The organism is Dermacoccus sp. UBA1591, from assembly GCF_002322065.1.
In the GTDB taxonomy this organism is placed as follows: Bacteria; Actinomycetota; Actinomycetes; order Actinomycetales; family Dermatophilaceae; genus Dermacoccus; species Dermacoccus nishinomiyaensis.
Genome location: NZ_DCNR01000083.1, coordinates 31,119 through 42,373, shown reverse-complemented (window position 1 = coordinate 42,373; position 11,255 = coordinate 31,119). Strand labels below are relative to the sequence as shown.

Here is an 11,255-nt window from a genome sequence, read left to right as displayed (position 1 = left end):
GGGTTCCGGCTCTCACGCGTGACGCGGCGCAAGGCCGCCATCGAATTCTCGGACGGCGACTCCTCAGCCGTCGATCGCAGACGTCTCAGACCTTGACGGCCGGGTGCGTTAGTTCTTCGTCATGATGACGGTGACGAGGCCACCGGCGGCGGCGAGGTTGCCGAAGAAGGCGGTCATCTGCTGGTTGCGGGCCTGCGGGTCGTCCTTGATGTCCCAGAAGTTGTGGGCGGAGACCGTCGTGGCGGCCAGCAACGGCAGCAGGCCGATGGCGGCGAGACGCGACTTGATGCCGAGGCCCATCGCCGCGCCGAGGGCGATCATGCCGGCGCCGTTGGCCTGGATGAGCTGCTCGGACGTGAGCGGGAGCTGACCCTTGAGGCCGTAGCGCTCCTGCGCGGCGTCGATCATCGGCACGAGGTGAGCGCGGTTCTTGATGGCGTTCTGGCCGCCGTAGACGAACAGCGAACCGACCATCGCGCGGCCGAGAGCCTTGCCGGGGTTGAACATGCGAATACCACCTTCGTTGAAGAATCAACGACGCTGAGCGCGCCGTTCCGTTCGATGCCCAGCCTATGATGTCGCGCTGCGATCCGCATTCCCGCGGGCGTGGATGCCTGACCTGCGGGCTGATGCGGGGTGCGTCAACAGGCCGAGGCAACCGCAGAGGGGTGAGCCCCGGGGCGTCAGTTCACCCCGTCGACCGGCCGACCGTTCTCGAGGTAGAGGCAGTGAGGGGCGCCCCAGCCGTGCGCGACGCGCCGTCCGACGGGCTTCGACAGCAGGGCCAGCGCCTCGTCGCGTTCGGCGAAGCGGTGGGAGGCGATCTCGTCGGCCTGCAGGCGGATCGAGGCAATCTGCTTGTCGTCGAGGGTGCCGCAGTCGAAGAGGAAGCGCAGCCCCAGCTTGCGCTCGAGCTTGCCCGGGCGGGTGTCGACGATGACGAGGTGTCCGCTCGTCACGACCAGCCCCGTCTCTTCGAGCACCTCGCGCCGGCATCCGTCCCATGGACTCTCGCCGTCGGCCTCCATCGCGCCGCCGGGGATCGTCCAGCCGCTCTTGTATGTCGGCTCGAGGATGAGCAGGCGCCCCGAACGATCGAAGAGCAGTGAGCCGGCGGAGGCGGGAATCTCTGGAGGGTTCCATGGCATGGCTCGAACGTATCGTCTCGGGCCGGGGGAGCCGAGCGGGTCGTCGCACGTCGTTCGAGGGGCGGGCGTGGTTCGCCCGGCCCGGCAGTGGCCGGGCGGCGCTGAGATGCGCACGGATCGCTCGGCCGGGCGCCGGTCGGAAGAGCCGGTGGCGATGAACCCCTGGCGCGGCCGACGCAGTCTGTGATGTGATCGAGGTGACTATTGAGCATTGCTCAACAATGCTTCACGACGATGAACGAGGTGGCAGACATGGATGTTCACGGCGCGGTGTGCGTGGTGACCGGGGCGGCAGGCGGGATCGGCGCGGCGCTTGCGGAGGCGCTGCTCGAACGCGGCGCGAAGGTCGCCCTCACCGACCTCGACGGCGAGCGTCTCAGTGCCACGCGCGAACGGCTCGCCACCGCCCACGGCGACGTGGTCGCTGCCGCCGGTGACGCCTCGAGCGCCGCCGACATCGCCGAGGTCATCGCCCTCGCCGAACGCGAGTTCGGTGCGCCGGTCGACGTCTACGTCGCGAACGCAGGCGTCGGCGTGGGCGCAGATCTGGCCGACGAGGCGAGCTGGGCCACCGCGATCGACGTCAACCTCATGGCGCACGTGCGCGCCGCGCAGCAGCTCGTGCCGGGATGGGTGGAGCGCGGCCGCGGCTACTTCGTCTCGACGGCGTCGGCTGCCGGCCTGCTCACGCAGATCGGCTCGTCGACGTACGCGACGACGAAGCACGCGGCGCTCGCCTTCGCCGAATGGCTCGCCGTGTCGTACGGCGACAAGGGCGTCGGCGTCAGCTGCCTGTGCCCGATGGGCGTCGACACGAACCTGCTGACCGAGACCGGCGGCGCCTCGCGCGTCGCGCAGCGCGCCGTCACCGAATCGGGCCCGGTGCTCACGCCTGCGCAGGTGGCGGACGACGTCATGCGCGCGATCGAGAACGAGACGTTCCTCGTGCTGCCCCACGCGAACGTGCTCGACATGTACCGCGCCAAGGGCGCCGACTACGACCGGTGGATCCGCGGGATGCAGCGCTTCGGCGCGCACCTGGCATCGAACTGACGCGCGCGACGGCGGGGGCGGGCGACGGTCGACCGGAGGGGAATACCCTCTGGGGGTATGGTGTTGTGTGTCAGTAAAACACGACGAAGGAGCAGTCATGGCTGAGCAGAACACCAGCACGTACACCGTCACCGGCATGACCTGTGGCCACTGCGAGATGAGCGTGCGCGAGGAACTCGAGGAGATCCCCGGCGTCAGCGACGTCGTCGCCAACCACGAGAGCGGCGTCGTGACGTTCACCTCCGACCGGCCCGTGAGCCGCGAGCAGGTCGACGCCGCCGTCACCGAAGCCGGATACCAGCTCGCCTGAGGGTGATCGAGACGACCACGCAGACCCGGACCCCCACCCCAGCGGCGCCAGTAGCCCCCGAGGCTCCGGCAACGCCGACGCAGAGTGTCGAACTGGCGCTGACAGGCATGACGTGCGCCTCGTGCGCGAACCGCATCGAACGCAAGCTCAACAAGCTCGACGGCGTCGAGGCCAGCGTCAACTACGCGACGGAGAAGGCACGCGTCGCCTTCGCCGACGACGTGACGCCCGACGACCTCGTCGCAACGGTCCAGAAGACCGGCTACGGCGCGAGCGTCATCACGCCGGAACCGGTTTCCCCGCCGTCATCGGCCGACGCTGACGGGGCGGACAGCGGCGCTCGCGCCGGCAAAGCGGGCGAATCACCGGCCGACGCGCACGTGCGCGAGCTGCGGCAGCGCCTCGTCGTCAGCGCTGTGCTGACGGTGCCTGTCGTGCTCATGGCGATGATTCCGCCGCTGCAGTTCACGAACTGGCAGTGGCTGTCGCTGACGCTCGCGGCGCCCGTCGTGGTCTGGGGTGCGTGGCCGTTCCATCGCGCCGCGTGGACGAACCTCAAGCACGGCGCGACGACGATGGACACCCTCGTCAGCGTCGGCACGATCGCGGCGTTCGCGTGGTCGCTGTACGCGCTGTTCTTCGGCGACGCCGGCATGCCGGGCATGAAGCACGGCTTCGACTTCGGCGCGACGCGAGGGCACGGTGCGTCGAACATCTACCTGGAGGCGGCCGCCGGCGTCACGACGTTCGTGCTGCTCGGACGCTTCGTCGAGGCGCGTTCGAAACGCGCGAGCGGCGCCGCGCTGCGCGCTCTGCTCGACCTGGGGGCCAAGGAGGCGACCGTCCTGCGCTCCGGCCCTGACGGCGTCGAGCGCGAGCAGCGTGTGAACGCAGGCCAACTCGTCGTCGGCGACCGCATCGTCGTGCGACCCGGCGAGAAGATCGCGACCGACGGCGAGGTCGTCAGCGGTGACAGCGCCGTCGACGCCTCGATGGTGACGGGCGAATCGGTGCCCGTCGACGTCGGCCCCGGTGACGCCGTCATCGGGGCGACGCTCAACACGAGCGGACGGATCGTGGTGCGCGCCACCCGCGTCGGCGGGCAGACGCAGCTCGCGCAGATGGCGAAGCTCGTCGAGGACGCGCAGAACGGCAAAGCGGACGTGCAGCGGCTCGCCGATCGCGTCTCCGGCATCTTCGTGCCGGTCGTCATTGCGCTGTCGGTGCTGACGCTCCTCGGCTGGCTCGTCGTGACGGGCGACGTCGAAGCGGCGTTCACCGCAGCCGTCGCGGTGCTCATCATCGCGTGCCCCTGCGCGCTGGGTCTTGCGACGCCGACGGCGCTCATGGTGGGTACTGGGCGCGGCGCGCAGTTCGGGGTGCTCTTCAAGGGCCCCGAGGTGCTCGAGGCGACGCATCGCATCGACACGGTCGTGCTCGACAAGACCGGAACGCTCACCTCCGGCGAGATGTCGGTCGGTGAGATCGTCTGTGCCGGTGGTGAATCCGAGGAGGACGTGCTCGCTGTTGCGGCAGCCCTCGAGAGCGGCTCGGAGCACCCGATCGCTCGCGCCATCACCGACGCGGGCCGCGACCGCGTCGGCGATCTGCCGACCGCCGACGGTTTCATCAACATGCCCGGCGAGGGCGTGACGGGGCGAGTGCGCGTGCCCGGCCCGAACGCTGAGGCAGCCGTGATGGTCGACGTCATCGTCGGCCGCCCGGATGCTCTCGCGGCCCGGGGCATGGCTCTCGACGGCCACCTGCGTGGAGCCTTCGACGATCTCGAATCGGGTGGTGGGACGGTCGTCGCCGTCGGATGGGGCGGCGCGGCGCGTGGCGTCATCGCCGTCACCGACACCGTGAAACCGACGAGCGCGGATGCCCTGCGCGGACTGTCGCGCCTCGGCCTGCACACCGTCCTGCTGACGGGCGACAACGAGCGCGCCGCGCGGAGCGTCGCCGACGCAGTCCGCATCGACGACGTCATCGCCGGTGTGCTGCCGGCGGGCAAGGTCGACGTCATCACGCGTCTGCAGGGTGAGGGGCGCGTCGTCGCGATGGTCGGCGACGGCGTCAACGACGCTCCCGCGCTCGCGCAGGCCGATCTCGGCATCGCGATGGGAACGGGCACGGACGTTGCGATCGAAGCGGCTGACGTCACCGTCGTGCGCGGCGATCTGCGTCTCGTCGGCGACGCGATCCGCCTGGGCCGCAGGACGCTGAACACGATCAAGAGCAACCTGTTCTGGGCGTTCGCGTACAACGTCGCAGCGATTCCGTTGGCCGCCGCGGGGCTGCTCAACCCCATGATCGCGGGCGCCGCGATGGCGTTCAGCTCGGTGTTCGTCGTGCTAAACAGCTTGCGGTTGCGCGGATTCGCCGGGACGGCGGAGCAACGGCCGAGTCATCGATCGAACGAGGAGGGTGGGCGCGCGTGAGCGAGACGAAGTCGAAGGAGCCGGCCGTGGAGGCGATGCGGCAGGAACCCGTCGTCGACGCACTGACGGGGGCTGAAGACGCCATGGTTGACGCTGTGGAGCCGGGCAACGGGGTGTCCGATGGCGGCGATCACGCCGCGGGGTCGTCGTGCTGTGAACCGTCGAAACCGGGGTACGAGAACGCCGGGTCGAAGGATGCTCTGTCGAAGCGGCTCAAGCGCATCGAGGGGCAGGTGCGCGGCGTCGAGAAGATGGTCGCGGACGACCGGTACTGCATCGACGTCCTCACCCAGATCGCGGCCATCCAGTCGGGGTTGAAGGCCGTGGCGCTCGGGCTGCTCGACGACCACATGGCCCACTGCGTCGTCGAGGCTGCTCGAGCCGGGGGCGACGAACAGGCCACCAAGCTCGCCGAGGTCAGCGACGCCCTGCGCCGATTGGTGCGCTGACGCTCGCCCGCCTCGCGCAGCCGGGTCAGTTGATGCTGGCCGAGTTACGCAGGACTGACTCGGCCGGCACCAACTGACTCACCTGCGCGGCGCCTCGGTGCGAGCGCTGGATCGATCACGCCCCACACACTCGAGCACGCGAAAGGCGTCAGCTGTTCATGCCCCGCGCTGCGACGGCCCAGGTGTCCACGAGCGTGCCGTTGCGTACGACGTCGACCGCGTTGGCCAGGTTGATCGCGTTGCAGCAGTGATTCGGCACGACGCGCACCGTCGAGCCGAGTGCGGGCAGGGAGGCCCCGGCCATGTCGACGACGCCGTGATGCTCGGACATCTGCACGATGCGCGCGTCGGGATGGTCGAGCAGTCGACCGTGGCCGCTCGCCCAGGGCGCCTTGTCGGCAGCGAGCGTCTTCGACCCGGCATCGAGCACGAAGCGCCCACCCGAGTGCGAGACGACCCGCGCGTGTGCGGTGAGCGCGATGTCCCCGGCCGCGCAGGCTCCGAGTTCCCACTGCTGCGCATCGTTGAAGACGTACGCGCCGGGCCGCATCTCCGTGGGGGCGACATCCGTCGACGGGCCCGCGCCGTCGTTGACGGCGGAGGTGGCGCCAGGCAGGCTCGTGAGGGCGCTCCCCGACGACGACGCAACCCCCGGCATGCCCGCGCGCGCGCCTTCGCCAGCGCCGTTGCGTGCAGCGAACGCCATGCTCGGGCTCGACCCGCCGCTACGAACGTGCGGTTCGATTCCCTTGGCGCGCAGGGCTCGTGACGCGCCGGCGAGCGCAGCGCGTTCGTCGTCAGCGGACTGGGCTCGGCCTTCCGGCGAGTACGAGTGGCCGGGAAAGGTGAAGACGCCGCGCACGTCGAAGCCGAGGCTCGCGATGCCCGCGGCGAGCTCGCCTGCGTCACGCGCCGGGATGCCGGTGCGGTGCTGACCCGAGTCGAGCTCGACGAGGACCTCGACCACCGCAGAGCCGAGCGGCTTGCGCAGCTGGCGCGCGGCCGTCATCGAGTCGCAGCCGACGCCGACGCGCGCGCGTTCCGCGAGGGCGCGCAGGCGCCGCCCAGCCTCGTCGTCGACCCACAAGGGGTAGGCGATGAACACGTCGTCGAAGCCCGCGTCGACGAAGACCTCGGCCTCACCGATCGTCGCGACGGTGATGCCGTGCGCCGCCGCGTCACGCTGCATCGTGGCGATCTCCGGCATCTTGTGCGTCTTGACGTGCGGCCGCAGCGCGACACCGGCGTCACGACCCAGGCTCGCCATGGCGTCGATGTTGCGTTCGAGCACGTCGAGGTCGGCGACGAGGCGGGGCGTGGCGGTCACGAGAACTCCTGACGGTCGGGTGCATTCATTCTGCCGGTCGCCGGGCCGCAATCTTGTGCTCTCTGCGCGGGAAACCGCGGTTCACGTGATGCGCGGCGACGAATCGTGACGTGCGCGGGTGCGTCACCAGTCCGCGCGGGTCGTCTCGTGCTGTCCGTCGAGTTCGGTGAATCCGGCGTCGATGATGCTGACGCGGCCCGGCGTCGCGGCCCAGTGCGCCTCTGTATCGCGCACGATGCGGACGCGGTGGTCGTCGGCCGCCCACCGTGCGCGCTCGTCGGCGCTCATCGATTCCCACGCTCGCTGCGCCGCGTGCGCGCACTGCGCGGCGCTCTTTCCGCTCGTCATCGTGACGAGGGGGCTGAGGCGGACGGTGACCATCGCATCCACGTCCTGCGGGTCGCGCGCGTCGCTCGTTCCATCGTTGGGGTGCGACGGGAGCTGCGTGCCCTCGACCTGCATCTTCTTCAGCTCGGGCGGCAGCGGTGACGTCGGCGCCGGCGTGAACGCACGAGCCTCGGCGCTGCCGTGACGAGCCGTCACCCCGTCGAGGGCTTGCGCGTCACTCCAGCGCTTGCCGCTGCAACGCCTCACGATCTTGCGGATGGCGATGCCGCGCCAGGCGTCGATGGCGTCGAGCATCGCAGTGTCGGGGGCGGCATCAGAGGACACGACGGGGTGCGCGCGGCGCTCGGCCTCGACGAGCAATCCGACGCAGGCCTGCGCGGCCGCGGCGCAGGCGTCGAGTTCGTCCGGTGGCGCGGTCTTCTCGACGCGCAGCGCGATCTGCATCGCCAGAGGCGGGGCGTCGGTCTCGGGCGCGGGTCTCGTCTCACTCACCGCACCATTGTGGTCCAGGGGGCCCGGGGCGCGAAGAATGGCGACGATGCGAGCTGCCCCGTGTCGGACGCCGAGAAGGCCGCGCCCGACGCGTCGGGCGCGGCCTTCGCCGTCACGGCTGGCGGTGCGAAAGTGACCGGGATTCGCGGATGGGATCAGGAATCGCGAAGGTGACCGGAAATCGCAGACGTGGACGAAGATCGCGAATGTGGCCAGGAATCGCAGATGGTCACGGCGTGCGGGTGGGGGAGGCCGGATCGTTGGCGGCGTTGCCCTCTGTCACGTTCGGGGCCGTCTCCTTCTGGAACCACACGACGGGCAGCACACAGATCGCGACGACGGCGATCATCGCGCCGGGCGCGGGTGCCCAACCAGTCGAGTCGATGAGCTTCTGCCCGACGAGCGGCGCGAACCCGCCGAAGATGGCGGTCGCCGTCGTGAATCCGAGCGCCATGCCCGACATGCGGGCCTTCGACTTGAACTGCTCCGCGATGGCCGACGCGGCCACGGCGCTCCACCCGCCCGCGACGGCGGCGAGCACGAGGGCGCCCGCGAGCGCCGCGCCCGTCGAGCCGTTCGCCATGAGCTGGAACATCGTCAGCGACGTCACGGCCGCGAGCACCCCGAAGATGAGCAGGATGGGACGGCGGCCGAAGCGGTCGGCGGCGAGGCCCGCCAGCGGCGTCACGAGGATGACGGCGATCGCCGCCGCGGTACCGAGCCACAGGGCGTCGGACTCGCTGAACTTGCCTGCGGACTGCAGGAACGTCGGCGCGTAGCCGATCCCGACGTAGTACGTGATCGACCCGAGCGCCGAGATGGCGAAACCACGCCACACCGCGGCGGGCTCGGTCTTGAGCACCTCGACGAGCGGGTTCTTCGACTTGTCCGCCTCGGATTCCTCCTCGAACACGGGCGACTCCTCCATGCGTGAGCGCATGAACAGGGTCGTCGCAGCCATCGCCGCGCCGATGAAGAACGGCACGCGCCAGCCCCAGGAATCGAGGTCGTCACCGACGAAGTACGACGTCGTAATCGCCGAGAGGCCGACCGCCAGCAGGCCACCGATCTCGCTCGCCGCGGAGGCCAGCGACGTGACGAAGCCGCGGCGGTGCGGTTCGGAGCCCTCGACGAGGTACGTCATGACGCCCGAGTACTCGCCGCCGACGCTGAACGCCATGAGGGCGCGCAGGGCGATCATCAGGTAACCCGCCATGGGCCCGATGGAGGCGTACGTCGGCAGGCAGGCCGTCGCGAGCATCGCCAACGTCATGAGGGCCATGGAGATGAGAAGGACGGGCTTGCGCCCGATGCGGTCGCCGACATGGCCGAAGAACGCGGCGCCGACGGGGCGCATCAGGTAGGTGCCGGCGAAGACCAGCAGCGTCCATGCGGTACCGCTCGTGCCGCCGCCGAAGAAGACGCGCGAGATGACCGTCGTCAGGTACAGGTACAGCGTGAAGTCGTACCACTCGATGACGGTCGACGACCCCGCGACGGCGAGCGACGTCTTGCTCAGCGGACGATGGGCGTCGAGGGCGCGTGGCGCGTCGACGGGGATGGCTGCCATGAGAGATCCCTTGTGCTGGAGGCGTCCTCGGCTCGGGTGGTGCATCGAGCGTCATGGTGCGAGGGGCGGGCGCCAGGGGCGAATAGGTGACCTCCAGCCAAGCACGATGATGCGACGAATGCCACGCCCGTGACAGTGACATGTGAAGGTTCGCAACCTTTGCGCGTAGACTGGATGCTTCGTGCAGGTGGCCGACTCGCCCCTGCGCCTCCCCTCGAATCGGAGCGCCCCGCGCTCGTCGTGCGCCCGGCGCGCGGCAGCGCCGGACCGGGCAGCACACGTCGTCGAACGACGCCCTCCGGTCTCGGGAACGCGTGGCGCATGAGAGTCGGACGATCGTCGAGATGCGAGATCGCCTGCGACGCGCGGATTCACCGCGCGGGCTTCCACCATCGATCGTTCGTCTTTCCATGCAACTTCTCCAGGAGTCATCTGTGCCCTCGTTCTCCGATCTCGGCGTGCCCGCCGTCCTCGTCAAGACCCTCGACAAGCTCGGCATCGACACGCCGACACCCATCCAGGCCGCGACGCTGCCCGACTCGCTCAAGGGCCGCGATGTCCTCGGCCGCGGCCGTACCGGCTCGGGCAAGACGTTCGCGTTCCTGCTGCCGCTCGTCGCCCGTCTCGACGAGACGCGCTACGAGATCGACGCCTACCGCCCGCGCTCGCTCGTCCTCGCGCCGACGCGCGAGCTCGCCAACCAGATCGCCGACTCGCTCAAGCCGCTGGCCGCGGCGGCCGGGCTGTCGTACACGACCGTCTTCGGCGGCGTCGGGCAGAACCCGCAGGTCAAGGCTCTCAAGGCGGGCGTCGACGTCCTCATCGCGTGCCCCGGGCGTCTGGAAGACCTCATGGGCCAGGGCTTCTGCGACCTGTCCGACGTCGAGGTCTGCATCCTCGACGAGGCCGACCACATGGCCGACATGGGCTTCCTGCCCGGCGTCAAACGCATCCTGACGAAGGTGCCGCGCGAGGCGCAGCACCTGCTGTTCTCCGCCACGCTCGACGGTGGCATCGACGTGCTCGTCAAGAAGTTCCTGTCGAACCCGGTGACGCACCAGGCCGATTCGGCGCAGTCGCCCGTCGCGACGATGGAGCACCACGTCTTCGCCGTCGACTCCGACTCGCGCATCGACGTGCTCACCGACCTCGTCTCCGCACCCGGACGCACGGTCGTGTTCACCCGCACCAAGCACGGCGCGAAGAAGCTCGCTAAGCAGCTCGCCGGCCGCGGCATTCCCGCCGTCGACCTGCACGGCAACCTGTCGCAGAACGCTCGCGTGCGCAACCTCGACGCGTTCCACTCGGGCGCCGTCGAGACGCTCGTCGCGACCGACATCGCCGCGCGCGGCATCCACGTCGACGACGTCTCGCTCGTCGTTCACGCCGACCCGCCCACCGAGCACAAGGCCTACCTGCACCGCTCGGGCCGCACCGCCCGCGCCGGCGCCGCGGGCACCGTCATCACCCTCATGACGCCGGATCAGCGCGGCGACGTGAAGTCGCTGCTGCGAATGGCGAAGATCAACGCGACGACGACGAACGTCACCGCCTCGCACCCGCTGCTCGATGAGCTCGCGCCCGGTGAGCGTCGCACGATGAGCGCCGACGAGGTCGCCGCAGCACTGCCCACCGCACCCGTGCAGGAGCCCTCGCGCAAGAAGGCTCCGAAGGACGGCGGCGAGCAGCGTCAAGGCGGACGTGGCCAGGGCGGACGCTCCGGCGGCCGCAACCAGGGCGGAGGACGCTCCGGTGGCCGAGGCGCTCAGAGCGGCGGCCGCGGCGGTCAGGACGGCGCCGGCCGTGACAACCAGGGCAGCGGACGCTCCGGCGGTGCTGCGACCGGTGGTCGCGACGGCAACCGGGCGGGCGGGCGTCCGTCCGGTGGCTCGGGTTCACGGAGCCAGGGTGGCTCGCGTGGTGGTTCGGGTGCGCGTGGCCAGGGTGGCTCGGGTGCGGCAGGACGCTCCGGCGGCGCTCGTCGCAGCGGCGGTGCAGCCGGGTTCTCGTCGAACTCGCGCGCCGGGCGCTGACCCTCCCGCGATTCCCGTCCACATCGGCGAACGGCGTCCACATCGGCGATTCTCGTCCCCTTGTGCGCTTTTCGGTCACATCTG

At 70.1% G+C, this 11,255-nt stretch carries 10 protein-coding genes; 5 read left to right on the top strand and 5 right to left on the bottom strand.

Features of this window, described 5'->3' with window-relative positions; translation table 11 throughout:
- Positions 1–108: 108 nt before the first annotated feature.
- On the bottom strand, positions 109–507 hold the full coding sequence (locus tag B2284_RS09195) for a DoxX family membrane protein (protein WP_006945735.1): 399 nt from the start codon (positions 505–507) through the stop codon (positions 109–111).
- A gap of 176 nt (positions 508–683) precedes the next feature.
- The gene (locus tag B2284_RS09190) at positions 684–1,148 is read right to left on the bottom strand and encodes an NUDIX domain-containing protein (RefSeq protein WP_006945706.1); all 465 of its coding nucleotides are present in this window, start codon (positions 1,146–1,148) and stop codon (positions 684–686) included.
- A 252-nt stretch (positions 1,149–1,400) separates the two neighbouring features.
- On the opposite strand from B2284_RS09190, the gene B2284_RS09185 reads away from it, so the two are divergent.
- The 4 genes from B2284_RS09185 to B2284_RS14375 all read left to right on the top strand — a co-directional run bounded on the left by B2284_RS09185 (position 1,401) and on the right by B2284_RS14375 (position 5,401).
- Positions 1,401–2,201 (top strand): SDR family oxidoreductase, encoded by an 801-nt coding sequence (locus B2284_RS09185; protein WP_040014715.1) that lies wholly within the window; start codon positions 1,401–1,403, stop codon positions 2,199–2,201.
- 97 nt (positions 2,202–2,298) lie between these two features.
- On the top strand, positions 2,299–2,511 hold the full coding sequence (locus B2284_RS09180; protein ID WP_062256164.1) for a heavy-metal-associated domain-containing protein: 213 nt from the start codon (positions 2,299–2,301) through the stop codon (positions 2,509–2,511).
- Between the two features lie 2 nt (positions 2,512–2,513).
- The gene (locus B2284_RS09175) at positions 2,514–4,952 is read left to right on the top strand and encodes a heavy metal translocating P-type ATPase (protein ID WP_205747146.1); all 2,439 of its coding nucleotides are present in this window, start codon (positions 2,514–2,516) and stop codon (positions 4,950–4,952) included.
- Entirely contained in the window at positions 4,949–5,401 is a 453-nt protein-coding gene (locus B2284_RS14375; RefSeq protein WP_311200878.1) for a metal-sensitive transcriptional regulator, read from the top strand. The genes B2284_RS09175 and B2284_RS14375 overlap by 4 nt, the downstream gene beginning before the upstream one ends.
- A 148-nt stretch (positions 5,402–5,549) precedes the next feature.
- Here the strand turns inward: B2284_RS14375 and B2284_RS09165 are convergent, their stop codons facing one another.
- From B2284_RS09165 to B2284_RS09155, 3 genes are all read right to left on the bottom strand, one after another.
- Positions 5,550–6,728, bottom strand: a complete 1,179-nt coding sequence (locus B2284_RS09165; RefSeq protein WP_136788787.1) for an alanine racemase — start codon at positions 6,726–6,728, stop codon at positions 5,550–5,552.
- A 123-nt stretch (positions 6,729–6,851) separates the two neighbouring features.
- A complete protein-coding gene (locus B2284_RS09160; RefSeq protein ID WP_240742553.1) occupies positions 6,852–7,568 on the bottom strand; it encodes a peptidyl-tRNA hydrolase in 717 nt (238 codons plus the stop codon).
- A 229-nt stretch (positions 7,569–7,797) separates the two neighbouring features.
- The gene (locus B2284_RS09155) at positions 7,798–9,138 is read right to left on the bottom strand and encodes an MFS transporter (RefSeq protein WP_115296568.1); all 1,341 of its coding nucleotides are present in this window, start codon (positions 9,136–9,138) and stop codon (positions 7,798–7,800) included.
- 410 nt (positions 9,139–9,548) lie between these two features.
- Between B2284_RS09155 and B2284_RS09150 the strand changes: the two genes are divergently transcribed.
- Positions 9,549–11,171: a DEAD/DEAH box helicase gene (locus B2284_RS09150; protein WP_074041337.1), complete on the top strand. Its 1,623-nt coding sequence runs from the start codon at positions 9,549–9,551 to the stop codon at positions 11,169–11,171.
- Positions 11,172–11,255 lie beyond the last annotated feature (84 nt).

What these genes read in the sequence shown, in the direction of transcription:
- B2284_RS09195 (WP_006945735.1), bottom strand. Translation starts at nt 507, where the DNA reads ATGTTCAACCCCGGCAAGGCTCTCGGCCGCGCGATGGTCGGTTCGCTG.
- B2284_RS09190 (WP_006945706.1), bottom strand. Translation starts at nt 1,148, where the DNA reads ATGCCATGGAACCCTCCAGAGATTCCCGCCTCCGCCGGCTCACTGCTC.
- B2284_RS09185 (WP_040014715.1), top strand. Translation starts at nt 1,401, where the DNA reads ATGGATGTTCACGGCGCGGTGTGCGTGGTGACCGGGGCGGCAGGCGGG.
- B2284_RS09180 (WP_062256164.1), top strand. Translation starts at nt 2,299, where the DNA reads ATGGCTGAGCAGAACACCAGCACGTACACCGTCACCGGCATGACCTGT.
- B2284_RS09155 (WP_115296568.1), bottom strand. Translation starts at nt 9,138, where the DNA reads ATGGCAGCCATCCCCGTCGACGCGCCACGCGCCCTCGACGCCCATCGT.
- B2284_RS09150 (WP_074041337.1), top strand. Translation starts at nt 9,549, where the DNA reads ATGCAACTTCTCCAGGAGTCATCTGTGCCCTCGTTCTCCGATCTCGGC.